Source organism: Niveispirillum fermenti (assembly GCF_052474395.1).
This window is the reverse complement of sequence record NZ_CP156679.1, coordinates 140,256-167,216: the sequence shown is the minus strand read 5'-3', so window position 1 is coordinate 167,216 and position 26,961 is coordinate 140,256. Positions and strand designations below refer to the sequence as shown.

At 65.7% G+C, this 26,961-nt stretch carries 20 protein-coding genes; 9 read left to right on the top strand and 11 right to left on the bottom strand.

What is annotated here, in order from left to right:
- Positions 1 to 28: 28 nt before the first annotated feature.
- From ABC728_RS05185 to ABC728_RS05165, 5 genes are all read left to right on the top strand, one after another.
- The gene (locus ABC728_RS05185) at positions 29 to 1,651 is read left to right on the top strand and encodes an FAD-binding oxidoreductase (protein ID WP_416621308.1); all 1,623 of its coding nucleotides are present in this window, start codon (positions 29 to 31) and stop codon (positions 1,649 to 1,651) included.
- The gene (locus ABC728_RS05180; RefSeq protein WP_416621307.1) at positions 1,648 to 2,658 is read left to right on the top strand and encodes a zinc-binding dehydrogenase; all 1,011 of its coding nucleotides are present in this window, start codon (positions 1,648 to 1,650) and stop codon (positions 2,656 to 2,658) included. The genes ABC728_RS05185 and ABC728_RS05180 overlap by 4 nt, the downstream gene beginning before the upstream one ends.
- Before the next feature lie 27 nt (positions 2,659 to 2,685).
- The gene (locus ABC728_RS05175) at positions 2,686 to 3,201 is read left to right on the top strand and encodes a hypothetical protein (RefSeq protein ID WP_416621306.1); all 516 of its coding nucleotides are present in this window, start codon (positions 2,686 to 2,688) and stop codon (positions 3,199 to 3,201) included.
- 102 nt (positions 3,202 to 3,303) lie between these two features.
- On the top strand, positions 3,304 to 4,692 hold the full coding sequence (locus tag ABC728_RS05170) for an FAD-dependent oxidoreductase (protein WP_416621305.1): 1,389 nt from the start codon (positions 3,304 to 3,306) through the stop codon (positions 4,690 to 4,692).
- A gap of 81 nt (positions 4,693 to 4,773) precedes the next feature.
- A complete protein-coding gene (locus ABC728_RS05165; protein ID WP_416621304.1) occupies positions 4,774 to 5,904 on the top strand; it encodes a zinc-binding dehydrogenase in 1,131 nt (376 codons plus the stop codon).
- Here ABC728_RS05165 and ABC728_RS05160 read toward each other — a convergent pair.
- The 5 genes from ABC728_RS05160 to ABC728_RS05140 all read right to left on the bottom strand — a co-directional run bounded on the left by ABC728_RS05160 (position 5,870) and on the right by ABC728_RS05140 (position 12,447).
- Positions 5,870 to 6,760 carry an IS110 family transposase gene (locus ABC728_RS05160; RefSeq protein WP_445376371.1) on the bottom strand — a complete coding sequence of 297 codons (891 nt, stop codon included), beginning with the start codon at positions 6,758 to 6,760 and terminating at the stop codon, positions 5,870 to 5,872. The two genes, ABC728_RS05165 and ABC728_RS05160, sit on opposite strands and share 35 nt — an antisense overlap.
- 290 nt (positions 6,761 to 7,050) lie before the next feature.
- On the bottom strand, positions 7,051 to 8,631 hold the full coding sequence (locus ABC728_RS05155; RefSeq protein ID WP_416620633.1) for an FAD-binding oxidoreductase: 1,581 nt from the start codon (positions 8,629 to 8,631) through the stop codon (positions 7,051 to 7,053).
- 105 nt (positions 8,632 to 8,736) lie between these two features.
- Positions 8,737 to 9,960: an MFS transporter gene (locus ABC728_RS05150; protein ID WP_416620634.1), complete on the bottom strand. Its 1,224-nt coding sequence runs from the start codon at positions 9,958 to 9,960 to the stop codon at positions 8,737 to 8,739.
- Between the two features lie 15 nt (positions 9,961 to 9,975).
- Positions 9,976 to 11,328, bottom strand: a complete 1,353-nt coding sequence (locus ABC728_RS05145; protein WP_416620635.1) for an MFS transporter — start codon at positions 11,326 to 11,328, stop codon at positions 9,976 to 9,978.
- A 96-nt stretch (positions 11,329 to 11,424) separates the two neighbouring features.
- The gene (locus tag ABC728_RS05140) at positions 11,425 to 12,447 is read right to left on the bottom strand and encodes a DUF1838 family protein (RefSeq protein WP_416620636.1); all 1,023 of its coding nucleotides are present in this window, start codon (positions 12,445 to 12,447) and stop codon (positions 11,425 to 11,427) included.
- 220 nt (positions 12,448 to 12,667) lie between these two features.
- Here ABC728_RS05140 and ABC728_RS05135 point away from each other — a divergent pair, with 220 nt between their 5' ends.
- From ABC728_RS05135 to ABC728_RS05125, 3 genes are all read left to right on the top strand, one after another.
- Entirely contained in the window at positions 12,668 to 13,906 is a 1,239-nt protein-coding gene (locus ABC728_RS05135; protein ID WP_416620637.1) for a class I SAM-dependent methyltransferase, read from the top strand.
- On the top strand, positions 13,906 to 14,268 hold the full coding sequence (locus ABC728_RS05130; protein WP_416620638.1) for a hypothetical protein: 363 nt from the start codon (positions 13,906 to 13,908) through the stop codon (positions 14,266 to 14,268). The genes ABC728_RS05135 and ABC728_RS05130 overlap by 1 nt, the downstream gene beginning before the upstream one ends.
- A gap of 149 nt (positions 14,269 to 14,417) precedes the next feature.
- Entirely contained in the window at positions 14,418 to 14,699 is a 282-nt protein-coding gene (locus ABC728_RS05125) for a hypothetical protein (protein ID WP_416620639.1), read from the top strand.
- Here the strand turns inward: ABC728_RS05125 and ABC728_RS05120 are convergent.
- The 6 genes from ABC728_RS05120 to ABC728_RS05095 form a co-directional block, all read right to left on the bottom strand.
- Positions 14,685 to 15,563: an alpha/beta hydrolase family protein gene (locus ABC728_RS05120; RefSeq protein WP_416620640.1), complete on the bottom strand. Its 879-nt coding sequence runs from the start codon at positions 15,561 to 15,563 to the stop codon at positions 14,685 to 14,687. The two genes, ABC728_RS05125 and ABC728_RS05120, sit on opposite strands and share 15 nt — an antisense overlap.
- 168 nt (positions 15,564 to 15,731) lie before the next feature.
- A complete protein-coding gene (locus tag ABC728_RS05115) occupies positions 15,732 to 17,603 on the bottom strand; it encodes a hydantoinase B/oxoprolinase family protein (RefSeq protein ID WP_416620641.1) in 1,872 nt (623 codons plus the stop codon).
- Between the two features lie 15 nt (positions 17,604 to 17,618).
- Entirely contained in the window at positions 17,619 to 19,667 is a 2,049-nt protein-coding gene (locus ABC728_RS05110) for a hydantoinase/oxoprolinase family protein (protein WP_416620642.1), read from the bottom strand.
- 239 nt (positions 19,668 to 19,906) lie between these two features.
- Positions 19,907 to 21,205, bottom strand: coding sequence for a c-type cytochrome (locus ABC728_RS05105; RefSeq protein WP_416620643.1), 1,299 nt, complete (start codon positions 21,203 to 21,205; stop codon positions 19,907 to 19,909).
- Between the two features lie 49 nt (positions 21,206 to 21,254).
- Positions 21,255 to 22,724 (bottom strand): flavin monoamine oxidase family protein, encoded by a 1,470-nt coding sequence (locus tag ABC728_RS05100; RefSeq protein WP_416620644.1) that lies wholly within the window; start codon positions 22,722 to 22,724, stop codon positions 21,255 to 21,257.
- Positions 22,725 to 22,816: 92 nt separating this feature from the next.
- Positions 22,817 to 25,261, bottom strand: a complete 2,445-nt coding sequence (locus tag ABC728_RS05095) for a TonB-dependent receptor (protein ID WP_416620645.1) — start codon at positions 25,259 to 25,261, stop codon at positions 22,817 to 22,819.
- 427 nt (positions 25,262 to 25,688) lie between these two features.
- Here ABC728_RS05095 and ABC728_RS05090 point away from each other — a divergent pair, with 427 nt between their 5' ends.
- Positions 25,689 to 26,783 carry a DUF3089 domain-containing protein gene (locus ABC728_RS05090; protein ID WP_416620646.1) on the top strand — a complete coding sequence of 365 codons (1,095 nt, stop codon included), beginning with the start codon at positions 25,689 to 25,691 and terminating at the stop codon, positions 26,781 to 26,783.
- Positions 26,784 to 26,961: the final 178 nt, after the last annotated feature.

The window sequence follows — 26,961 nt, the reverse complement described above, 5'->3', positions numbered from 1 at the left end:
GTCCAGACCGCAAGCGAAGGGGGCAGCCATGCCGGACGGCAATATCGAATGGACAGCAACGGACGACGGGCTGAAGGCAGCCCTGGCCAGCATCGTCGGGCCCGACGGCGTGAAGGACGACGAGGCCGCCCGGCGACTGCATAGCAGCGACATCTGGAGCGAAAGCAGGGAGCCCGTGGCCCTGGTGGTCGCACCTGCCGGCGTGGAGCAGCTTTCCGCGGTCATGGCATTGCTGCACAAGGCAGGCGTGGCCGTGGCGCCGCGCGGGGCCGGCATGAGCTATACCAGCGGCTTCGTCCCCGTCGTCGCCGGCACCGTTGCCCTGGACATGCGGCGCATGGACCGGGTGGTCGAGGTGCGGCCCGACGACATGGTGGTGACGGTGGAAGCCGGCTGCACCTGGGCGGCGCTGAACCAGGCACTGGCACCACACGGGCTGCGCACCCCCTTCTGGGGCCCCATGTCGGGCCTTACATCGACCATCGGCGGCGGATTGTCGCAATTGAACGCCATGCTGGGGGCCGGCCATCACGGCACGTCCAGCGAAAGCGTGGTCGCGCTGACCATGGTGCTGGCCGATGGCAGCGTGCTGCGCACCGGCGCGCGCGGCGCGGACGGCGACACGCCCTTCTACCGCCATTTCGGTCCGGACCTGACGGGCTTGTTCTGCGGCGATTGCGGCACGCTGGGGGTAAAGGCGCAGATCACGCTGCGCCTGATCCAGGCCCCGCAGCACGAGGATTACGCCTCCTTCGCCTTTGCCACGGGGGGTGACCTGTTGCGCGCCATGGCGGCCATGGCGCGTGCCGGCATCGCCGCCGAGATGTGCGCCTTCGACCCCGGCCTGACGAAGGTCCGCATGCAGCGCGCTTCCCTGACAGGTGACGTCAAGGCGCTGGGCGCCGTGGTGGCCCGCCAGAAATCGCTGCTGCGCGGCCTGTGGGAAGGGTTCCGCGTGGCGGCGGCGGGGCGTGATTTCGTCGATCTGGACAGCTATCCCCTGCATATCATTGCCGAGGGCCGGTCAAAGGAGGGCGTGGCCCACGACATGGCCACGGCGCGGCGCATCGCCGCAGAGATCGGCGGTCGCGAAATCGAGAACACCATCGCCAAGGTGATCCGCGCCCTGCCCTTCCCGCCCCTGAACAGCGCGATGGGTCCGGGGGGAGAGCGGTGGCTGCCGATCCACGGCCTGACATCCCTGTCACAGGCCCCCGCCCTGTTCGAAGCGCTGCAGGCCGTCTTCGCCGGGCTGGCACCGGAGATGGAGCGGCTGGGCCTGCGCACGGGCTACCTCTTCACCTCCATGTCGACCAACGGCCTGATTCTGGAGCCCGTGATCTATTGGCCAGCCGAACGGCTGCCCGCACATTACGAAGCGCTTGAGCCCAGCCACATGGAACGGTTGCCGTCACACCCCCCCAATCCTGAAGCGACGGCGCTTGTCATGGAAGTCCGTAAACTTTTGATTGTAACATTCAAGAAGTTTGGATGCGGACACTTGCAAATTGGCCGGACATATCCGTATCGTGACAGCCGAGATGAGGCGAGCCGGAGACTTCTGGACGCCATCAAGGACATTGTCGATCCGGCCCGCGCGCTGAACCCCGGCGTCCTGGGCTTCGATTTCCAGGGAAAGAACAGGGAATGACCGCCACCTACCGCGCCATCCGCCTGAACCGTTTCGCCGAGACCTTCCGCGCCGCTGCCGACATCATGACGGAACCGCTGCGCGATCCCGGTCCGGGTGAAATCCGGGTGCGCAACCATTGGGCCGGCGTGAACGGCATCTTCGACACCCAGATCGCCCGCAATGCCGTCGATTACATCCGCATCCCTGTGCCCACCTATACGGGTGTGGAGGCGGTGGGCGTCGTTGAGGCCGTGGGCGAGGGCGTGACGGCGTTCAAGATCGGCGATGCGGCGGCCACCATCCGCTTCACGGGTGGTTACCGGGAGGCCAATATCGGTCCGGCCGGGCAGTTCATCCGGGTGCCCGATGCCAGCCGCGACAGCCTGGCCCTGGCGTCCACCGGCGTGTCCGCCCTGCTGGCCATCGAGCATGTCGGCGGCATCCGCCAGGGTGAGACGGTGGCCATATCCGCCGCGGCGGGCGGGCTGGGTCATCTGCTGGTCCAGATTGCCAAGCTGCACGGCGCGCATGTCGTTGCCGTCTGCGGCGGGGAAAGCAAGGCGGCCTTCGTGCGCGCCCTGGGCGCCGACCGCATCATCGATTACAAGCGGGAGGATGTGGCCGCCGTGCTGGCGGCCGATTACCGCAACAAGCTGAGCCTGGCCATCGATACGGTCAGCGGCGGCATTTTCGATGCCTTCCTGGACAATGTCGCCCCGCTGGGCCGCGTCGTGGTGGCCGGCGCGGCCCAGGACCTGGACGGACGGCCGGAAGTCGTCACCGGCCCGCGCATCGCCCACAAGCTCTATTACAAGGGCGCTTCGGTCCGCGGCTTCATGAACGGTCTGCTGACCGACCTGTGGCCAGCGGCGCGCGAAAGGCTGTTCGGCCTGCATGCCGACGGCAAGATCACGGTCACGTTCGACCAGGGCACCTTCACCGGCCTGGGCCAGGTGCCGGACGCCGTCGAACATCTCCTGTCCGGTCGGTCGATGGGCAAGGTCGTCGTCGATCTGCGGTCATAACACCCAAGGGAAAGAGGATATCCGGAAATGAGCAACAATGTCGCCGATCTGCGCCGTGACATGCCCCTTCTGGCCCGCAACGAGGGCGTCTGGGAAGGCTGGTACCGCTATTACAGCGCCGAGACGGGCAAGCTGATCGACCAGCACCGGTCCCGCCTGATCTGCCGTCTGAAGGAGGATGGCGAGTTCCCGTACCACCAGACCAACCATTATTTCTGGGAAGATGGCCGTGTGGAAGTGCGGGACTTCCCCGCCAGCTATGCCGATGGCCGCATCTGGTGGGACAATGACCTGATCACGGGCTGGGCCGCCGCCATGAAGCCCGATGATTTCAACCGCTCCACCTGCCTGAACTGGACCCGCAAGGGCGAGCCGGATCTTTATCTCTATGAGATGATCCAGCTTTCCGACTGCGGCAAGTTCCGGTCGCGCACCTGGCATTGGTACAAGGCCGGCCGCTGCTTCCAGCGCACGCTGATTGATGAGAAGTTCGCAACGCCGGACTGGCGGAACTTCACCGACACCAGCGCCCCGAACAATTGATTGCCGTCCGCCCTGGTCACCGATGGCCAGGGCGGTTTCCGGTTCCGTCGATCACCGGCGCGGGGGCGCCTCCGCGATCCACGCAACAGGCAGGAGCGTACCGTGGCGTTCGATTATTCCATCCCGGTCGTGATCGCCGGTGGCGGGGCGGCGGGGGCGGTGGCCGCCCTGGCCGCCCGTGATGCGGGTGCCGATGTCCTGCTTCTGGAACAGGATGCCGCACCCTTCGGCACAACCTCCATGTCGCAGGGACTGCTCTGTGCGGCCGGCACGGCGGCGCAGAAGCAGCACGGGGTGCAGGATGACGGCGAGACCCTGTTCGCTGACATCATGGCGAAGACCGGCGGCCGGACCGATCCGGTGCTGGCCCGCGCCCTGGCCCATGGTTCCGGCCCGGCGCTGGACTGGCTGGTGACGGCCCACGGGCTGCCCTACACCCTGGATACCCGCTTCAAGCCCGCCTTCGGGCACAGCCGGCTGCGCGTGCATGGCTGGCCCGGCCACAGCGGCGGCGACATGCTGCAATTCCTGCACCGGCGCCTGGCGGATACAGGCGTGGACGTCCTGCCCCAGGCCCGACTGGTCGAACTGGTGCATGGCGATGACGGCCGCGTGGCGGGCGTGGTCATCCAGCGGCCGGACGGAAGCCGGGAATCCTTCGGCTGCGACAGCCTGGTGCTGGCGACCGGCGGCTTCGCCGGCAATCACGCGATGGTGCGCACGCACATTCCCGACGCCGCGGATGCCCATTACCATGGCCATGAAGGCAGCGACGGGCTGGGCATCCGGCTGGGGGTCGGGCTGGGCGCCGCCCTGGCCGACATGGGCGCCTATCAGGGTTATGGCATGCTCACCGATCCGCAGGGGATCACGCTGCCGCCGGGCTTCATCCTGGAAGGTGGCCTGCTGGTCAATGCCGACGGCGACCGTTTCGCCAACGAGACGGCCGACATCTCCGCCATCGTGCATCCCGTGCTGGCCCAGCCCGGTGGCCGGGCCTGGGCCATTTTTGACGAGCGGATCGAACAGGCCTGCGCCCATATCCATGAAAGCGCGCAGTTGCGCGAATTGAACGCCGCACGCGCCGCCGACAGCATCGCCGCCCTGGCCACCGCCATCGGCGCCGATCCCGCCCGGCTGGAGGCGACATTGACGGAGGCCTGGGCCGCGCACCGCGCGAGCCGGCCCGATGCGCAGGGTCGCACCTGGACCGAAGCACCGCCGCCGGCCGGCGCCCTGCGGGCCCTTCGGCTGCGCGGCGCGCTTTACCACACCCAGGGCGGCCTGCGGATCAATGGCGATGGCGCCGTACTGCGGGAGGATGGCAGCAAGCTGCCCAATCTTTTCGCCTGCGGTGGGGCCGCACGGTCGGTTTCCGGCCCGTCCTGCTGGGGATACCTTCCAGCCATGGGCATTTGCACCGCCTTCACGCTGGGCCGGCTGGCCGGCATGGCGGCCGCCCGTGCGGCCATGGCGTCATTCCAGAGTTGACTTACCCCGGCGCGGCAATCTGGGGCATGATCGCACGGCCGCCACCCAACGGGAAGCAGAACCCAACCAAGAGGAAGCGTCATGCGCATCACCGCCGCCATCCTGGACCAGATCGGTCAGCCCGGCCCCTATGCCGACAGCCGGCCGCTGCGGCTGGCGGAAGTGGATCTGGCCCCGCCTCGGCCGGGTGAACTGCTGGTGCGCATCGACGCCGCAGGCCTGTGCCATTCCGACCTGTCCGTGATCAATGGCGACCGCCCGCGCCCCATGCCCATGGCCCTGGGGCACGAGGCATCGGCCACCGTGATGGAGGTGGGGGACCCTGCAGCGTCCGATTTCAAGCCCGGTGACCGCATCGTGCTGGCCTTCCTTCCCGCCTGCGGGCAATGCGCCTGCTGCGGATCGGGCGAGGGCTATCTGTGCCAGCCGGGCGCCACGGCCAATGGCGAGGGCCGGCTGCTGCGCGGCGGCCGCCGGTTGCGCGACGGGGGACGGGATGTCCACCATCACCTGGGGGTGTCGGCCTTCGCCACCCATGCGGTGGTGGATCAGCGGTCGGCCGTGAAGATCCCGTCCGACATCGCCCCGGAAATCGCCGCCCTGTTCGGCTGCGCCGTGCTGACGGGTGTGGGTGCCGTGATGAATACGGCCGCCGTGCGGCCGGGTGAAAGCGTGGTCGTGTACGGCCTGGGCGGCGTCGGCCTTTCGTCACTGCTGGGGGCCGTGGCAGCGGGTGCCCAGCCCGTGATCGCCGTCGATCCGATCGAGGAGAAGCGCAGACTGGCGCTGGAACTGGGTGCCGCCGCCGCCGTGGCGCCGGCCGATGCCGCCCAGGCCATCGCCGATCTGACCGGTGGGGGCGCGGACGTGGCCATCGAGACGGCGGGCAAGGCCGCCGTGCTGGCCGCGGCCTACAAATCCACCCGGCGCGGCGGGCGCACGGTCACGGTCGGCCTGCCCAACCCGGCGGAGATGCTGAGCTTCCCGGCCGTGTCGCTGGTGGCGGAGGGCAAGGCGCTGATCGGCAGCTATATGGGCTCCTCCATCCCCGCGCGCGACGTGCCGCGCTATATCGCCCTGTGGCGTGCCGGCCGGCTGCCGGTGCATCGCCTGCTGTCGGGCACGGCACCATTGTCGGAAATCAACCGGCTGATGGACGAACTGGCCGCCGGCCGCGTCATCCGCCAGGTGGTGCTGCCGCACGCGGCATGACCGTTACCACCCGATAGGCAAGAAGGACAAGGGGGGGAACGGTGGCAATCGCCGCCGCGCGCCACGTGGCGCGTAGCCAAGCCATGTAAAGGACGGTTCGGACAACGGGCCTTCCACCGTAGATGCTGCGCGGGCCATCGCGTTTGCCGCTCTGGTTATCCATCGGGGCAACGCCGGCCAGGGCGGCGACCTGATGTCGTGTCAGTGTGCCCAACTCCGGCATATGGGCCAGCAGGGTGGCCGCCAGCACCGGCCCGACAGCAGGAATGGACTGGAGCAGGTTGTCGTTGACCTTCAAGGTTTTGGATGCCGCGATCTGCTCGGCAATGCGCTTGTCGAGGCGCAGGATCAGCAGGGCGATGGCATCCAGGCGCCGCTTGGCCAAGCGGCGCAGTTCCGGATCCGCCAGGGTCTGGGCCTGGTTCCTGACCATGGTCTGCTCGTCGAGCAACTGGCGCCGGTAGGTGGCCAGTTCCGCCAGGACCTCCCGTTCCGGATCGGGTTGGTAGGCGGCTCCGGGGATCGCCTGGGCATAGGCGGCGATCATCCGGGCATCCAGCCGGTCATTCTTGGCCCAGCGTCCATGCGCCCTGGCAAAATGCCGGACCTTGCGAGGATCGACGAGGCGGACGGGAATGCCGGCTTTCGATAAAGCCTCCATGACCGGCCGCTCATAGCCACCACTGGCTTCCAGGACGACCTGCACGGCGCGCTTGCCACACCGTCGCCGAAGGAGACTGTAACCAGCCTCGGCATTCTCGACTTGGAAAGCCTCTCCTGTCTCGGCATCCAACCCGTCCAGACGGGCCTTGCTGACGTCCAGGGCGATGATAGAGTCCTGTTGTGCCATCTTCATACTCCCTGCCTTGCACGTACGGGGCTGCAACCCCAAGCAACTGTTCGGGTCAATGAAGGGGCCGACCGGAGAACCATGCTTGGCTACGGTGTATGATCTACCTTTCCACGGAGCGGTCTTCCGGACGGATCGCCGGCCGGGGCATGCCCCGGCCGGCGATCACACATCTTACTGACATTTCGAAAACACAAGCCAACGGATGGCGGCGCTGGCGCTTGAGGCCGGTGATCAGAGCCAACAGGTTCTGATCACCGCAAAGCAGTATCAGTCACCCGCCCCACCCATCGGCGTCAGAACCCCAGCGCACCCGGGTTCATCGTCCCCTGCCCGTCCAGATGGGACTTGATGCCGCCCAGCAGATCGCGGCCCGCCGGGTTCATCCGCCCGGTCACGGGATAGAGCCGGCCCACCTGCAGGTGGGCGGCACCATGGCGGTTGTAGAGCGCCACGCATTCGGCCTTCAAACGGCGCATCAGGTCCGCCCCTTCCGGATTGGCGGGATAGCGTGGCAGGCTTGCCGCGGCCGAGGGCTCCAGGATGCGGTCATGGAACGCCGCCCGCTCATCCTCCCAATAGAAAGCCAGCTCATAGAGAAAGCCGTTGGTGGCGATCGTGGAGAACATGGCCGCGGCCTTGATCCCATGCCTTTCCATCGCCGCCGCATGCCCGGCATAAAGCGCTTCCAGGTCGGCCCGGAAGGCGGCGACGCGGCTGAAGGGCAGGATGCCGTGGACAGGTACCCAGCGCTCCCCCTTCGGCCCCAGGATATGGTTCAGCGGCGGGAACGGATAGGCCCGGACCAGGGTCGGCATGGAATTCTCGATCTCCTTGCCGAAGGGGGTGGCAGCGCTGCGGATGCGGCGCAGCATCGACCGTTCCTCGTCCTTGTCGAAGGCATCGACCGTGTAATGGGCGGAATAGTTGATCTTGTCCAGGAACCCGCGGCCGGCGATGACGATGCGAGCCATCTGCACCAGCGATTCCAGCGGCCCGCGTCCGGCCCGGCCGACGGCCAGCAGCATCTTCAGGTCGGATTTCAGGTCGCCCATGCCCAGGCGCTGCTTTTGCAGGAACGGGTCCAGGCCGAACGCCTCCGACGCCACGCCTTCGCGCGCCACGGCGGCCATGGCCCCCAGCATCTCCTCGAAGGTCTGGAAACCGAAGGAAACGCCCGTTGTGACGGGCCGGCGGCGGACCAGGCGCAGGGCGACAGCCATCTTGATGCCAAAGGCCCCGGCATCTCCGCCGAACAGGCCCGTCAGGTCCGGCCCGTAATGGCGGAAGAAGGGCACACCGTTATCCTGCGCCCACGACCCGGTGCGCAGCGTGGACCCGTCGGCCAGCGCCACTTCCAGCCCCAGCAGACTGTCCACCGCCGTGCCGAACACGCCCGTGCCATAGGTCACCGCATTCTGCGACATGGTGCCGCCCACGGTCGCCCGGATGCCGGAAAACGGTCCCCAGAAGGGGGTACGCAGGCCCAGTGGCGCCAAGGCCGCATCCAGCGCCGCCCAGGTGATGCCGGCCTCCACCACGACATACATGTCGGTGGCGTTGATCTCCACGATCCGGTCCAGCGCACCGGTATCCACCAGCACCGCACCCGGCCGGTCCGCCAGATAGCCGTTGGAATAGGACATGCCGCCGCCACGGGGCACAACGGCCACGCCGGCCCGGTGCAGCAGCGGCAGCGCCGCCAGCAGCCCGTCGCGCGTGGCCGGACGGATGACGGCCCGCAGCGGCGCGCCGACGGAGTGGACATCCTGGCCATGGAAGGCCAGCGTATCGGCATCCGTCAGGACGGCATCGTCACCCAGCACATCGCGCAGTTGCGGCAGAAGGTCGGCGGCGGTGGCGTTGGTGTCCGGCATGGTTGGGGGCTTTCCTGGCAAAAAGGGCGTCGCGGGCGCCAGATTGCCAGGATCGGCCATGGGGCAAGCGGACGGACATGCGGGCTGTCCGGCCAGCGGACAGCGTCAATCCTGGAACCGTTCCGGATAGCGCCCCATCAGACCGATCAGTGCAGCCCCCACCAGGAAGCCCACCCCGGCGGCCAGCAGGCCGGCCGTATAGGAGCCCGTGGCGTCATAGAGCCGGCCGACACCCATCGGTCCCAGGCCGGCGCCCAGGGCGAAAAAGCCCAGTTGCCAGCCATAGATCTCGCCATAGGCCCGCAGGCCGAAATAGCGGCTGGCCAGATAGGCGACCAGATCGACCTCCGCCCCGGCCGCCAGTCCGATCAGGACGACAGCGACGATGGCCAGCGCCACCCCACCGCCCCCCACGAGCAGCAGGCCGCATGCCAGCCCCGCCACCAGCAGCACCAGGAACGCCACGGCCGGCCCATAGAACCGGTCGACCAGGACACCGATGCCCAGCCGCCCGGCGATGATGGCAAAGCCCAGCAAGCTGGTGACCCACACTGCCGTGTCCCGGTCCAGCCCACGGCCCGACAGGATTGAAACCAGATGCACGATCAGCGCGGAGACGGCAAAGGATGCGAAAAGAAAGCCGACGCCCAGCATCCAGAACTGGCGCATGCCACGGGCCTGACGCGCCGTGAAGCCGGGCTGTGCGGGGGCACCGGCACCGGCCGGTCCGGCGGCCCCCTTCCCGCCCCCTTCATGGAACAGCAGCCAGACAACGGGCACGCCCAGCGCCAGAACCAGCACCGCCTGCCCCAGATAGGCGGTGCGCCAGCCATGCTCGGCGATCAGCCATTGGGTATAGGGTGGGGCCAGGATGGCGCACACGCCCGTGCCCGTCAGGGTTAAACCCAGGGCCAGACCGCGCGCCTTGTCGAACCCGGCATTGACAGCGCGGGTCCAGACGATGGGCAATGTGCCCGCCCCCAGCACCATGGCGATGCCGAAGGCCAGATAAAAAGTCCAGAGCTGCGCGCCGATCAGGCTGAGCCCCGCCAGGCCGGCGGACAGGCCCACCAGACCGGCCAGCCCCACGCGGCGCCCGCCAAACCGGTCGGCCAGCCGCCCGACCAGCGGCCCCAGCAGCAGGGTGGTCAGCGTGGTCAGGATGGTGGCGCTGGCCAGCGACGTGCGCGACCAGCCGAATTCCTGGGTCAGCGGGCCGATGAAGATGCCCAGCGTGTAGAAGGTCAGACCCGTGATCCCCAGCCCCACCCCCGTTGCCGCCGCCAGCACCAGCCGCCAGCCGCGGCGGAACTCCTCAACCTGACCCATCGTCACACCTTCACGTCAATGCCGGCCGAAACGCGCATAAAGGGCGGCGGCCGTGAGATTGAATAGACCCGGCAGCACCCCGAATGCCAGCATCACGCCTGTCATCGCCTGCGGCGCCTGGGGCAGGCCCGCCATCGACCGGCCCACATCGAAGCCGAACAGCGACAGCACGATGCCGACCAGCAGGGTGCCGCCCAGCGCAAAGCCGATCTTGTCCACCGCGATCCAGGCTGCGGAGTAGAGCCCGGCATGGGCCCGGTCCTCGCCCGCGATGTCAGACATCATGGAGAAGCTGAGCAGTGCCCAGCCGGAATTGAAAATGGCCGCGATGAAGCACAGCGTATAGGCGACCGGGATGCCGGCATCGGCGCTGAGCGACCAGGTGATATAGCTGAGGCCGTACCCGATGGCTGACAGGACATAGACCGGCTTCTTGCCAACCCGCCTGGCCACGGCCACCCACAGCGGCTGGGCCACGATGATGCCGGCGCAGGCCGCCATGATCAGGCCGCCGATAAGCTGAAGCGCCCCCGCCCCCTGCGCCATGTTGTAGGTCAGGAAATAGAGCATGGCGGCATAGGCCATGCCCGAACCCGTCAGTTGCAGCAGATTGGAGGTCAGCAGCACCGAAAAGCGCGGTGCGGCCAGCACACGCAAGGCGGCGCGCGGCGTCAGCCTGTGCAGGGCCGGGGCGGCCGGGGCGCGTCCCGCCTGCCGCGCGGCACGGCCAGCGCCGAAAAAGGCGATCAGCAGGGAAAGGGGGCAGATCACGGCCAGCACGCGGGCCATCCCCTCGTACCCCGCCTGGCCACCACCCAGATACTGCACCACGGCCGGCGCCAGCGCGCCCCCCACCAGCACGCCCGCCGCCGTGAAGACCAGCCGCCAGGCCATGAGAACCGTGCGCTGGTGCGGGTCGTCCGACAATTCCCCCGCGATGGCCAGATAAGGCACGGAGAAGGTGGCGAAAACCGCCATATAGAGGCTGAAGGCACCCGCCACATAGATGACGCGGCCATTCGTGGACAGATCGGCCGGCACATGGAACAGCAGCAGGAAGGCAACCGGGGAACAGAGCGCCCCCGCCAGCAGCCACCAGCGGCGATTGATGCGATGCTTCCAGCGGTCGGACAGGATGCCGACCAGCATGTCGCACCCCACGCCCCAGACCAGCTTGGGCACGAAGATGGCCACACCGGCCAATGCCGGCTCGATCCCCAGCACCGTCGTCATGAAGAACAGCAACAGCAGCGACGGCACGTCGCGGAACACCTGCCCCGCCACCTGCCCGGCGCCATAGCCGACCTGGGACAAGAGACCGAGATGACCGGCGGTCGGCGGGGGCGCTTGGGTAACGGTGGCGGTCATCGGCGATCCCCCGGGGCGATCCTTGGAAACGGTACTGTTTATCGGCAACAAAAAAGGCGGGCGGGCACCCTCGCGCCCGCCCGCCCGTTCATCCGCTTACTTTGCCGCGGCCGGCGGCAGGGTGCGCGGCGGCGGGGGCTGCGGCGGGGTCCAGCCGGCCGGAACCGGGGCCGGAGTCTGTTCGCGCGCATAGTTCTCGATGCTGGACAGGGACGGGCCATAATCCTCCGTCGGGGCGGCCAGCCATTTCGGATCCATGGCGCGGGCGGCCTCCCGCATGTCCGCCGGAATTTCGTCGACGCTGTCATAGGCGCCGAAGCTACAGAAATAGGAGATATGGCCCGGTGCCTGGCCCATCAGCATCCAGGGCAGCCAGGGCGTGATGCGCGACCACGACCCCACGCATTTCACATGGGTTGCCTTCGGATTTTCCAGATCCTTGCGCTTGACCACATAGGTGAACAGTTCCGACACCCGGTTGAAGGCACCGGCGGATTCGCGGACCCATTTGTCGGGCTGCAGGGCGTTGGGATAGAACAGGTGGATGTCGGTGGTCAGGATCACCGTGTCATCCGGGCCATGGCGCCAGTCCAGCAGGAACGGCTCCGGCGGCGGCTTGTCCTTGTTCAGCCCGCCATAGGAAGGCGGCTGCGGGCGGAACTCGCCGATCGTGTAATTGTAGGGGTCGTTGGCGATGGGAACGACGCGCACATCCTCGTTGGTATAAGGATTGTGCCAGGTCTTCATGATCTCCCCGGTCTTGGCATCCCGGTAGAAACCGATCTCGCGCAGCATGCGGCGATAGGAACCGTCTTCCAGCCGCTTGGTGCGCACGAAGCTGAACCCGTCCAGAATGAACAGGGTGCGCACGGGCTCGTTGTCACGCACGCCATAGACATTGCCGCGGAACCAGCCGATCTTCTCCTTGGTCGGGTCGATATCCGCGTCCAGGCGGATATAGGCATCCCGGTTCCATTTCGGGTCCTTGAAGTCGATCTTGGTCTGGAAGGACGGCACCGCGGCCCGGGCCACGCCGGCCCCAATGCCGACGGCGCCCACCGTTGCTGCCGCAGCGGCGAGGCCAAAGCTCTGGCGCCGCGTCAATTCTGGTCCGCTCATATCCCGTTCTCCCATGGTTCCGGTCCACCGGGCACCACTGGTCGGGCACCCGTTCGTCTGTTTGCGGGAGCGACTGTGACGCGGAAGCGTTCGGCCGGGAAATGGTCAAGGCCGGTTACATCCACTAGGTGGTCATAGGCGTGCGGGCACCTTTGCCCCACCCCCCTTCCGGCCCTTCAATGAGGGCCAAGGCAACCTCAACCGCGAACGGGTAAGGCCCATGTTGAACACGTTCCAGCAACAGCCCCATCCAGCACTGCCAAGCCAGACGCATGACGAGGCGGCTCGCCAGGAGTTCACCAAGAGCTTCAAGGGCTTCATCCAGCAGAAACTGCTGCCGGGCCTGACCCCGATCTATAAGAACCGGGTGGCCCCGGCCTTTGAGCGCGAGCATGGTCGCGCGCCGGCCGACCGCCGCGATATCCGCGCCGGCATGGTCCGCGATCTTTATTTCCAGCATTACGCCGCCGCCAACCGTATCGCGCAGGAATTGCTGTGGGAAGCCACCAACCTGTCGGTGGACCGGGAATTGCCGGAACTGATCGAGAAGGCGGCGGAACTGTCGGCCAAGACCAAGGCCAAGCTCGACATTCCGGAGAATTTCGAGGTGCCGCGCTATATCACGGCGCTGGATATCCATTGCATGCCCGGCGGTTATGCCACCGAGGTTGCCGAGAACGACATCAGCGCCGGCGCCCTGTATGACCGGGGCGTGTATTTGTACGCCATGGGCTACATGGGGCCGCTGAATGACGATATGGGCCGGTCGGTCTGTAATTACCTGAAGCGCCGGATGCCGGACTTCAAGCCCAAGCGCATCCTGGACATGGGCTGCACCGTCGGCCATGCCACCCTGCCCTATAAGGAATTGTTCCCCGATGCCGAAGTCTGGGGCATCGATGTCGGGGGCCCTTGCGTGCGCTATGCCCATGCCCGCGCGGCAGGGTTGGGGCTGGAGGTCAATTTCGCGCAGATGAACGCGGAAGAGACGCGCTTCCCCGACGGGCATTTCGATCTGGTGGTCAGCCATATCCTGTTGCACGAGACATCGGCCAAGGCCATGCCGCGCATCTTCAAGGAATGCCATCGGCTGCTGGCACCGGGCGGGCTGATGATCCATGCCGATCTGCCGCCGTTCGACCTGATGGACCCGTTCACCCAATTCATCCTGGATAACGAGACCTGGTACAATAACGAGCCGTTCTGGGGTGCCATGCGCGACATGGACCAGTTCGATCTGGCGGAAAAGGCCGGTTTCGACCGGGCCGATGCCAGGTTCGACACTGCCCCCATGGCCGTCATGGAATTCGCCGCCAGCGAAGCCGCCGGCTATAGCCAGGACGCCGCCAGTGCCGTGGCCGAACGTGAATTCACCGCCGGCGAGTATGCGCCGGGCGGCGGCTGGGAAGTCTTCATCGCCCAGAAGCCCCAGACCATCGCCACCAAGGATGCCGCCTGATGACCAAGACCGCCGACCGCCCCCATGTCGTCAAGGACGCCAAGGGCAAGCGCCCGCAATTCTATGATGCGCCCGGTCTGGATCAGGCCATCTCGATGATCATGGTCATGGCCAACGAGATGTCCGTGCTGCACGACCGCGTCGACAGCATTGAGCGCGTGGCCAAGGCCCAGGGCATCGATCTGGCCGACGGGATCGAAAAGCTGGTGCTGGACCAGGAAGCGCTGGAGGCCCGCGAAGCCTGGCGCCAGGATTTCCTGGAACGCCTGTTCTATCTGATGCGCAAGGAAGCCCGCGAGGCGGCCGAGGCGGATACGAAGGAACGCTACAACAGCACCATAGAAGAGATCGCGCGGGCCTGACACCCCGCGCGTGGTGCCGCCATGGCCACCCGGCCTTGAGCGGCGGGGTCCTGTCACTCCCTCCCTTGCCGCCACCCCCATCTACCCGAGGGGGTGGCGGATTTGTCTGATGGCTTGGGACAGGCCGCCCTATCCAGGTTCAACGGCTCATGCAACTCTCCCTCGACAGCCAAACGCTGCGCCGCAGCCTGGACCAGCCGGCCGGGGTGCCAGAGGTCGTGATGATGATCCCGGCCTATTACCGGCTTTACATGCTGCTGCGCGGGGAATTGCTGGGCAGTACCGGGCGCGGCGTGCCGACCACGCAAAAGGGTCTGGCCGCCCATTACGGCGTTTGCCGTGGGACGGCCAGTGCAGCCTTGGCCCTGTTGAACCGGGACGGGCTGATCAAGCCCGCCCGTCGCGGCCGTCCCCGCCTACTTGACCGTTAGGCGGGCCGGGCCGGTTTCCGACAACCGGCCTGTCAAAGCCTGCAGGGCGGCCTTGTCAGCGCCGGCATGAGCGCGCATGAACAGCACCGACAGGTCCGACGCGATGGCCAACTGGTCGGCCTGCACCGGCCCCGGCAGTTCCGGCCGGCAGATGCCACCGCCGAAATAATGGTCCACCCCATCCAGCACCAGGGCGTAGCGATAGCCGCCGGGGGCCGCTTCCTCATAGGGCAGCAGGTGGCTGCGCCAGTCACCGCCGGGACCGGGGGGAATATCCTTGTCGCCGGTCTGGATCAGGGCCGGCACGGCGAGCGGTGCATAATCCCCCGGATTGATGAAGCCCATGCCGGCCCCCGGCGGGGAGAAGGCCAGCACCGCCCTGGCGCGCGGATCACGCAACGGTGTTTTCACCTCCGGCGGCACGGCGATGGCCGATCCGCCCAGGCAAAGCGCGACAAGGGCGCCATAGGAATGGCCGGCGGCGATATAATCCCCACCCAGATGGTCGGCCAGCGCCCGCACATCCTCAATCCGGGCCGGCCAGCTTGCCATGCCCTGGAACTTGTCGCGGTCGGGATGGTCCGTGCTGTCCACATGCAGCGGCGCATGGACGCTGTAGCCGGCCGTCGTCCAGACATCAACCAGGGGCTGGTACTTCCACGGCGCCGACAAGGCCCCGTGGGAGAACAGGATACGGCCCTTCTCCGCGCCCAGGGCTTTCCAGACAGTGATGGCGACGGCGCGACCGGTGGCGGTCTTAACCGTCAGGTCGGCCGGACGGGGAGCAATCCCCTGGGCCAAAGCCGGCAGCGCCGCCGTGGCGGCCATGGACAGCAGCAATAAGCGGCGAGACAGCAAGGCCATGGAGAGGCTCCGTTTGAGGATAGAGTTCGGGATACCCTCTACCGTCATTCCAGCGAAAGCGGGAATCCAGCTTAAGGCACAATCAGCGCCGATATGAGTCATGTCGCGGCTACCGCCGCTCTCGCTGGATCCCCGCTTTCGCGGGGACGACGATAAAAGGAGGTAGCTTTACGCCGCCCAGTGACGCGGCTTCACCGGAGCCTTCGGCGCCGGCAGGCCGGTCTCGGCCAGGCTATTGGCGCGCAGCGTCTCGATATCGGGACCGAAGTTGAAGATTTCGGTGATCGGGCCACGTTCGGTCCGCATCTTCTCCCGCAACGTCTGCGTGGCATCGACATCGACCTTGCCGTCAACCAGCACCACCCCGTAGCGCTTGGCCCCTTCCACGGTTACCAGACCGCGTTCCAGTTCCAGTTCCAGCAGCTTCGGATCGCGAGCCAGCGGGTCACCCCAGCCGCCACCGCCCCAGGTGATGAAGTGCAACTGGTCGCCGGCTTCAACCGTCAGGTTCTCCAGCTTGTTGCCGACGACAGTCCGGGTGCCGTCCGGCTTTTCCAGAATCTTGCGGGCCCGCGCACCGGGTTCGCCGCCATTCACACCCCAGGGGGAGGTAAACCAGCGGTCGTCATGGATGGCGATCACGCCCGGCTCCAGGAAGCGGTAGGTCATGATGATGCCATTGCCGCCGCGATGCAGGCCGGCACCGCCACTGTCGGCCACCGTCTCATACCGCTCGATCACCAGCGGGAAATAGCGCTCCAGGAACTCGTTGGGCACATTGGTGAAGCCGGGGAACAGGGAGTGCCCGTCCGGCCCATCACCCAGCGGGCGTCCGGGGATGCCGCCGAACCCGATCTGGAACAGTTGGAACCAGCGGCCCTTGGCGTCATAGCCGGAATAGAACAAATGCGGGGAGGAGGAGAAGCCGGCGGCATTCAGGAATTCCGGCGTCTTCTGGCCCAGCAGCCCGCCCATGATGTCGAACAGACGGCCCAGCGCGTGGGTGCGGCCCGAAAGCGCCGACGGGAATTTCGGCTTCAACAGCGAGCCTTCGGGGATCTTCACCCGGATCAGATCGTAATAGCCGTCATTGAACAGGATCTGCGGATCGAAGACCATGATCATGTAGATGCCGAAGAACATCTTCAGCATGTTCTCATTCAGGAGAAAATTGATCGAGGCCTGGCTCTGCGGGTCGGTGCCCTCGAAATCCAGCACCACGATGTCACCCTCACGGTGCATGGTGCAGCGGATCTTGTAGGGGCCGAAGCCCAGGCCGTCATCGCAGAGATAATCCTCGAAGCTGACCTTTTCCTCGCTGATGGAGGTGGCGATCAGATGCTTCATGGCGCGGTAATTGCGGGCCAGCAACTCGTCCGTGGCGGCAGCAAACACATCGTCGCCAAACCGTTCGCACATTTCCACCACGCGGCGCGCGGCGACGCGGCAAGACGCGATCAGGGCGTTCAGGTCGGCCGTACACCATTCCGGCATGCGGGTCTGGGCCATGATCAGCTTGATCACGTCCTCATTATAGAGGCCGTTCTTATAGATCTTCACCGGCGGGATGCGCACGCCTTCCTCGAAGATGGAGGTGGCGTCGATGGGCATGGAGCCGACGACCTTGCCACCAATATCGGACTGGTGACCGAACATCGAGGTATAGGCGACCAGACGGCCATCCTTGAACACGGGCAGCAGGACCAGCCAGTCATTCAGATGGCTGATGGCGCCGCCGACGGAGTAAGGGTCGGACAACATGATCATGTCGCCCTCCTCCACCGTGCCCTCATACCCGTCCAGGAAGGGACCGATATAGGAGCCGAACTGGCCGACGATCATCTGGCCGGTGCGGTCGGCGATTAGCGGGAAGGCGTCACCCTGCTCCCGGATGCCGGGCGACATGGCGGTGCGCACCAGGGTGGCATCCATCTCGATACGGGCATTGCGCAGGGCGTTCTCGATAACCTCAAGCGTCACCGGGTCGATGGTGACCTTGTTGAAGGGGGTGGTATTGGTCTGGATGATCTGTGCGGGCATGGATCACACTCCCCTTCAGCGCGGGTTGATCAGGATATTGCCAACGCGGTCGACCAGGCCGTCGCAGCCGGCTTCGATCAGCGTCGTGCTGTCCATTTCGATGACGATGGCGGGGCCCTGGATCAGATCGCCGGCCTTCAGCTTGGACCGGTCATAGATCACGGCCGGCACCATCTTGCCGTCCATCCACAATTCATGATCGCGGATCTTGGCCGCTGACGGATCGCCATTGCCCTCGGGCAGTTCGGCCGCCGGCAGGTCAAGCACGGGGCCCAGGGCCACGGCGCGCAGGTTCACCAACTCATGCGCGGACTTCATGTTGAAGGTGAACAGGCGGTGATGCTCATCGTCAAAGCGCTTGGTGACGCCGGCCAGCCCGTCGCGATGCAGCGTTTCCGGGTCGATGGATAGCGGCACCTCGAAGGCCTGGCCTTCATAGCGCACATCAATCTCGAACAGGCTGGTGATATCCTCGTCCTTGATGCCCTCGGCCCGCAACTCATCGCGGGTCTGCCTGGCCATGGCATCCAGCACGGCCAGCACTTCCGCCTCATCCGTCTCATCAAACCGGCGGGAGAAGGAGCGGGCGGTCTCGGTACGCATGCGGGTCGTGGCATCACCCAGGGCGCACAGCACGCCGGGGGAGACGGGCGACACGGCCGGCCAGGAACCCATCAGACGCGCCACGGCATTGACATGCAAGGGGCCGGCGCCACCAAAGCCCATCAGGGCAAAGTCACGCGGGTCATAACCCTGCTGAACGGAGATCATGCGCAGCGCGCCGAACATGTTCTCGTTCACGATATCAATGATGCCGCGGGCGGCGGCATAGAGATCAATGCCCAGCGTGTCGGCGATGGTCTGCACCGCCTTCTTGGCACCCTCGCGGTCCAGCTTGAAGGTGCCACCCAGCAGCGCTTCGGGCAGGTAGCCCAGCACGACATTGGCGTCGGTCACGGTCGGCAAGGTGCCGCCCTTGCCATAGGCCACCGGGCCCGGCACGGCACCGGCCGATTGCGGGCCGACGCGCAGCGCCTTGGTCAGTTCCGGCACATAGGCGATGGAGCCGCCACCGGCACCCACCGTCTTCACATCCAGGGACGACGCGCGGACGGCCAGATGGCCAACCTCCGTCGTGCGCACCCGGCGCGGGTCCAGGTTTTCGATCAGCGCCACGTCGGTGGAGGTGCCGCCCACATCCAGGGTCAGGATGTTACGGATGCCGCTATTGGCACCGACCCACAGGGCACCCGTCACGCCGCCGGCCGGGCCGGACATCAGCAGGGAGACGGGATGTTCTTCCGACTTTTCCGACGACATCAACCCGCCATCGGAACGCAGCAGCGACAGGCTGCCGGTAAAACCGCCGCCGCGCAGCTTTTCCCGCAGGTTGCGGACATAACGGCCCACAATGGGGCGGACCGAGGCATTGGCAACCGTGGTCAGCGTGCGCTCATATTCCTGCATCTCGGGCAGGACTTCATGGGAAAGCGACACCGGCACGCCGGGCAGGATTTCTGCCGCCAGTTCACCCACGCGCTTCTCATGCGCACCATTCAGATAGGCGTTCATCAGGGATACGGTGACGGCCTCAACACCGCGCGCCTTCAGCTTTTCCAGGGCGGCACGGATATCGGCATCGTCGATCGGGCGCAGTTCCTCACCATGGGCGGTCATGCGGCCCTTGATCTCGAACGTGTCTTCCAGCTTCGCCAGCGGTTCCGGCTTCGGCCAGACGATCCAGCCCGCCAGACCACCCGGCACGAAGGAGCGCGCGATCTGCATGATCTGGCGATAGCCTTCGGTGACGATCAGGCCGACCTTGGCGCCCTTGCCTTCCAGCACGGCATTGGTGGCAACCGTGGTGCCGTGCAGGAAGAATTCCACGTCCGCCGGGGTGATGCCGGCCTTCTCGCAGATGGCCGTGACGCCGTTCAGGATGCCAACGGAACTGTCGGCCGGCGTGGACGGGGTCTTGTGCCGCCAGAAGGCCCCCGTCTTGTCATTGAACAGCAGCAGGTCGGTGAAGGTGCCCCCCACATCGACGCCCAAGCGGTAACCCATGGTAAACTCCCGTCCTTGGCCCATTTCTGGAAGCGGTCAATTCGCTATCCTGCTGATAGCGGATAAAGGCCGCGTGACCACTTGGCCGGCAGGTGGCTGACCGCTGTGCGGATGGGGCCGGAGACCCAGTCACGGGTTGCCAAAGGCCGGAACGACCAGGCGCGGCACCGCATCGCTACGGGCCGCGCCACAAGTCACTCTCCAATCCCGGCTTTTGCCTTGTCGCAGCCGGTAAAGGCTTACTCTTCAGGTTGCGGCGCCGGCTCCGACCCGGCGGCCGGCTCGTCCTCTGCCGGTGCGGCCTCGGGCGCCGGTGCAGGTGCGGCGGAACCGGTTTCCCGCTTCAGGATGGTGATCAGCGCCTGGCGGGTCGCCGGGTCGGTAATGTTGCCGGAGGAGATGATCATCGAGGTGCCGGGCGCAAAAGCATCCGGATTGGCAAGGAAGCTGCTCATCGCCTCGTCGGTCCAGATTTCCCCGGCCTGGCCGCGTTCCGCCAGCGCCTTGTTGTAGGGGAAATTGGGCACGGCCGCGATGCGCTGGCCCATGATGCCATACAGGTTCGGGCCGACCAGATGCGCGCCATCCTTCTTCATCGTATGGCAGAACACGCACCATTTGAACGTCTCAGCCCGCACCTTGCGCTCGAAATCCGTTTCGGGGGGCAGTTGCTCGATGACCACCGGCGCCTCGTGTGAGGTGATATGCGCCTCCGCTTCCACGACATGGCCCTTGGACAGGGGCGACACGCGGAACAGCATGTGGGGACCGTAAAGACCCAGGGTGACGATGGCCAGGACGCCGATGACGGCCGGGACAAGGCCCCGCTTGGGCTCGCTGCCCGTGGCATGCGTGGTCCGGCCGCGCCGGATCAGCCAGGCCAGTCCCCAGACGGCCCCACAGATGGCCAGGAAGATCAGGACAGCCGCCGGCCCGCGGTCATAGGATTTGAAGGTCGACAGCGCAAAGACCGAACTGGCGAAGCTCAACAGCGCGTAAAGCCCGTAACCCCGTGGAAAGGCGGAGAACAGCCCGCGCCCATGCCGGAACAGCATCCACACGGCCGTCAGCAGGGCCGTCAGCTTGATCAGCAGCAGGCTGGTGGAGGAACCGGAGTGGAAATAGCCCGTGAACAGCCAGACGTCCCTATTCTCCCCCATCAGGGCCGGAACCGGGATCGGGCCGAAATGCAGGGACATGCCATGGCTCCACACCACCAGCACGCCCAGCAGCGGCGCGATGAAGAACAGGATGTAGGTGGTGTTCACCACCGCCATCACCCAGCTTCGCGCACGCGGTGGCAGCGGGGCCTGGGGGCCGGGCGCGCAGCCCTTGAACCATTGCCACAGCCGGATCGACACGATGATGAACAGGGCCGTGCCCAGCAGATAATGCCAGCCGCGCAACTGTTCGCGGATGGGCGCCAGCTTGTCGGCGCGCAACAGGAACGTGGTCAGCAGGTCATGCGCCAGGACCAGCACGGGAAATGCATAAGCAAGGATGATATCACTGGGCTTGTTGCCTTCTTGCCGGTCCATGACCTGCTCCCTGTTGGATATCGTTGTTGAGGCGGGCGGAAGCGGCCGGTCAGATCCTTTCCAGGATCTCCATGGCGGCCGCCTCGCCCGTTTCCATGGCGCTTTCCATGCCATGTTCCAGGCGGCGCAGATGCTCGCCCGCGAAATGGATACGGCCGGCGGGCTTACCCATGTCGGCGGCGAAGCGCTTCACCTGGCCCGGTGCATAGAAATGCTTGTTGCCGCCCACGAACGGGTTGCGGCCCCAGCTATAGCCGACCTTGTATTCCAGGGCACCGGCCATGGATGGCCGGATGCGCGCCAGTTCGGCCAGCACCAGTTCCACCTGCCGGTTGGTGTCGCGATCGTCCCAGCGGGTGGCGCCGTCGCCATTGACCCAGACGATCATCGTGTCGATGGCGCCGGTCGTCGGGCTTTTCAGTGCGAAGGCGCGTTCAAAGGCATAGTTGCTCCAGATCGACGGCGGCAGGCCATCCTGCTCCCAATAGGGCCGGGTGATCTTGAAATGGAATTGTGTCGTCGCCGAATAGCGCGCGCCGACCACGGCATCGGCCTGTACATCCGGCAGGCCGGGTGTGAAACGGATGCGGCGGACGGCGCTGAACGGGGCCGCCATCACCACGAAACGGGCCGTCAGCACATCACCTGTGGCCAGGAAGACCTTGGCCTGGTCGGCCGTCTGGTCGATGGCGATGACAGGGCTGTTCAGGCGGACCGGGTTCTTCAGCGCCGCGGCCATGGCGGTGGGCAGCACGTCCGACCCACCGACGATATAGGAGCGTTCCGCCGCCATGGCGGCCCCGCCATATTGCGGCTTGTTGGGGTCGTTGAACCCTTCCACCCGGGCACGGGCCATGTCGCGGAAGATCGACAGGGCGGAAACACCCTCCAGGCTGGCGCCGTTCAGGTCGATATCGGCCAGACGGATCGCCGCTTCCGACACGCCCTTGGAGCGCATCAGCTCGGCCGCCGACACGTCATAGGCCAGGTTGGCCGGGTCGAGCCAGGCATTGGTCTGCTTGAAGGGCAGCCAGTCGAACATCAGTCGGTTTTGCAGGATGTAGGGCAGGAATTCCCGCTCGCGGCCGCGGGTCTGGTTGACGGACGAGCCGGCCCAATCGGCCGGCAGGACGGCGGTGCCGTCGACATGCAGCAGGAAATCGGTGCCCTTCGCGCCATCGGTGGTCAGGCCGATATTGTGGCGGGCACAGGCATCCCGCACCCGGCCGTAAAGGGCACCCACCTCGCTGCCGCCCAGTTCGGACTGATAACCATCGACACGGGCCGTCCGCAGGCGGCCGCCCACACGGTCCGATGCCTCCACGACCTGCACGGTCAGGCCCTGTTCCTCCAGCATCGATGCCGCGTTCAGGCCGGCAAGGCCGGCGCCGACAATGACGACATCGACATTCTTCGGCCCTGCGGCCCAGCCGCGCGACGAGATGACAAGCGGTGCCGCCAGCATCGAGCCGACCAGGGCGCGACGGGACAGGGAGGGGAAAAGGTGGGTAACTGTCATGGATCAGGGTTCTTCCAGCCAGATCAAACCAGATGAAGCGGGTTCCCCCCGACCCTTGCGGGCCGGGGGGAACGGGCAAGCCTTCCGATGCGTCAGAACTTCGCCGTGGCGGTCAGACCAAGGCGACGGCCTTCGCCATGATAGACTTCCATGACGCGCTGCGTACCGACAGAGTACAGGCGCGGCTGCTGGATGACGTTGGCGTTGTACTTTTCGTCCGTCAGGTTGGTCACCCAGGCAGCGATGCTGTACTGGTCGCTTTCCAGGGCCAGCCGCAGGTTAGCCAGGGTCCGCTCGCCAAAGCTGGTGACGTTCAGGCTGTTGGTGTAGGACTTGCCCATGTAATTCAGATCCACACGGCCGCTCAGATCCCAATCCGCCGAAACCGGGACGTCCACGGTGGCATTCAGGTTGTACTGAAGCTTGACCGAGCGTGCCGGGCGGTGCCCCTCGATTGATGCCTGGATGCCGCGGCCGGGGATAGTGACCATCTCGCATGCCGTGGACGGGTTGCCGCACTGCGCCGAATAGGCCGGATCATAGGCACCCTTGCCGAACTTGGGGTCCGAATAGGTGACGCCGCCGCCCAGCGTCAGGATATCGGTGGCCCGGAACTGGGTCTGCGCCTCGAAACCGTTGGTCTTCATCTCACCGACATTGGTGATGATGGCCTGCACGACCGCCGGGTTGCTGGAGAAGGTGCTGATCTGCAAATTCGTCCAGTCCACGCGGAACACCGAGGCGTTCAGCATGAGGCGGCGATCGAACAGCCAGGACTTGACGCCCGCTTCGTAGGTCCAGTTCTCCTCCTCGTCGAAGGTCAGCTCAGCCGCGCTGAGGCCGCCCACGGCGTTGAAGCCACCCGACCGCACGCCCTTGGCGGCCGACGCGAACAGGAAGATATCCTCCGTCGCCTTGTAATCCACCGTAAAGCGCGGGGTGAAGCTCTTGAACTCTGCCGTCAGCGGCTGCGCACCCGGACAGGGGCCGTAGGCGCCGAAGAAGGTGATGAGGCAATGGTCGCTCTTGCGATCGATATTGTAACGGCCTTCCGCGGACACGCGCAGCCCGTCAACAACCTCGTAGCCGAGCGAACCGAACAGCGACTTCGTGACATTCTGGCGATAGTTCAGGCTGGACAGGAGCTGTGTGGCGTTGCTATCGGGAACGAGTTGCAGGTTTGCCAAACCTGCCATGGCACCCGTTCCGGCCGGCATACCCGGCAGCATCTGCACAAGCCGCTCGTTGCTGTTCAGACCCGCGGCACTGGTGCCGGCACGTGATTGCGACTCCACGTTGGACTGGAAGAAGAAGGCACCCGCCAGCCACTGGAACCGGTCGCCGTCGGGCGACTGGATGCGCAGTTCCTGGCTCTTCGTCACCACCTGCTCGTTGTTCAGAAGGGTGGAATTGGCGCGCACGGTGCGCGTGTAGGTGCCCGTCGTCGCCCCGCAGGTGGAACCCACGGTGCAGACCCCGAACAGGCTGCCATTGCCGGTCACGTCATAATCGTTGGTGGCGGTCACGGCAGAGCTGGTAATGCCGCTGACGCTGACGATGGAGAAACTATCGAACTCGTACTCCAGTTCCAGGGCCGCCTGACGGGAACGGGAGGTGGCCTCCGGGATACCCTTCGTCAGGTCAATGGGCATGCCTTCCGGCACAGACCCGCAATAGAGCATGTAGGCTTGGCTCTGGGCGTTGAAGGCACCGCAATTATGGCTTTCGATCGGGTTCAGCGACATGCCTGTATTTTCGATCGTCGACTTGGTCGCAAAGCCGGTCAGCGTGGCCGTCAGCCGGTCGGTCGGCAGGAATTCCAACGCGATGGACGCGCCGCGCTTCTCATAACCACCCAGATTGTCCGACGGATCGTTCTGGTTCTTGAACGTGCCGTCGAAGGTGGAATAGGCCGCCGCGATGCTGGCGTAGAGCTTATCCTCGATGATCGGCTTGGAGAGCGACACGCGGCCCCGGTAATCCTTATCCGTGCCCATCGTGACGGAGGCCGTGCCTTCCGCCTGGCGGGCCGGGCGGGCCGTGGTGATGCCGACGGCACCCGCGAAGGTGGAACGGCCGTAAAGCGCGCTCTGCGGCCCCTTCACGACGTCGAGCTGGCCGATCTCGACCACCTGGAGGATGTCGGCCGTGTTACGGCTGGTCTGATAGATGCCATCAATGAACAGGCCGACATTGGCTTCGACGTTCAGATCGTTGGACGAGTTCGCCGGCGCCAGGCCACGCACATAGATGTTGGTGAAGGTGCCGCCCGTGATCGTGCTGACCGTGATGCCCGGCGTGGAATTGCCGAGATCGGTCAGACTGGTGATATTGCGTTCGGCCAGATCCTCGGAGGAATAGGCCTGGATGGCAATGGGAACGGTCTGCACATCCTCGCGGCGCTTACGGGCGGTGACGATGATCTCTTCGAGCACCAGATTGCCATCAGCAGCCAGTGCAGCCGGAACCACAGCCGAAGCGGCGAACGCACCGACCATCGCGGACGTGGTCAAGGCGATAAACTTGGAACGATACATGAAGCCCCCTTACATTCTTCGATCATTCGATAGGCTTACTGTCCGGCGCCAAGTTCCCGTTTTTGGCGGCTGCGCATTATTTCGGTGACATGTCGGGTTACTTGGACGCAACCCATGGTTCGACGCGCTCAGCCTGCTAGCCGGAATGTTGCCAGCACGGTCAGCTAATTCCTTTGACGAACTTTCCTCAACCTCCCCGCCTGCGCTGTCCACCAGACGGATAACGAAAGGCCCGCCCCCGGAAAGACCGGAGGCGGGCCAGAATTAAAAGCATTTCCGCTGGTTTGTCGCCGACAGCCACACGGCCGTTGCCACCTGCCCCACCTTGTATCCTTTTGTCCATCAAGCGGACAATGCCACGACGAGCCGGGCAGCACTTGGCATGTAGCGGGATATGGTCGATGCTTACCGATCCGTTGGGGAAAGCATGAAACAGATCGCATCTCTGCTGATGGCCGCCATCCTGCTGTCCGGTACCAGCACGGTCGCATTGGCGACCGGGGGCACGCCACCATCCTTCGCCGATCAGACACCACCGCCGGCACCGGACTATGCCAGGCCGGAGGCATGGGCCGCGCGGGCCGGTGCCCCCGGAGCAAGCAGTATCCGCCCGCCGGGCGCGGAGGCTGCCCCGTCGGACGCAGCGGTTGATGTCTTCTATGTCCACCCCACCACTTACCGCAGCAAGGGAAGCTGGAACCAGGACATCGCCGACACGGCGACCAACGCCTGGACAGACGCCAGCGTCATCGCCCGGCAGGCTGGCGTGTTCAACGGCTGCTGCCGCATCTACGCCCCTCGCTACCGCCAGGGTTCAACCCTGTCCTTCATGGCCATGGACGGTGACGGGGGCCGCGCGTTCGATCTGGCCTATACCGACGTTGAACGCGCCTTCGACCACTACCTGAAGCATGACAACAAGGGCCGTCCCTTCATCCTGGCCGGCCACAGCCAGGGTGCGCGCCATCTGATGGTGCTGCTGGAACGCCGCATCGACGGGACGGAACTGGCCCGGCGCATGGTCGCGGCCTATGTGGTCGGCGTGAACCTGTCCGAAGGCGATTTCGGCAAGACATACAAGAGCCTGACCGCCTGCGACACACCCGCGCAAACCGGTTGTGTCGTCGGCTGGAACGCCACGCTGGCGCAAACGGATATCCCCATGGTTTCCGCCGCCGGCGAACGGCGCTATGTGGAGTGGTACGGCGACGATCCAGGCAAGCGCATCCTGTGCATCAACCCCGTCAGCTTCGACCGCGGCAAGCCGGAAACGACAGCCGACCAGGCGCTGGGCGCCGTCCCCGGCGCACCGGGCGAGGGCGCGATGCAGGCGACGCAGCCCGGTGCGGTGGCGGCCCGCTGCGTGAACGGCTTCCTGGTGGTGGAACCGGCGGCGGGGCTGGATCTGACACCCCTGCCCGGCGGCAGCATGCATTACCATGATTATGGTCTGTTCTATGCCGACATCCGGACCAATGCGCGGCTGCGGATCGATGCCTTCCTGAAGGCGGCCAGACAGTAATACCAACTTGCGATGAGTAGAACTCATCGCAAGTTGGTTCGGCGGCGACCGCCGCCGCGCCGCTCGTGCGGCGTAGCCAAGCCAACGAATGTTGGCGCCGGCGATTGAGGGCAGTGATCAGAACCAATAGGTTCTGGTCACCGCAAAATAGTATAATGCCGGTTGGCGCGCAGTTGTG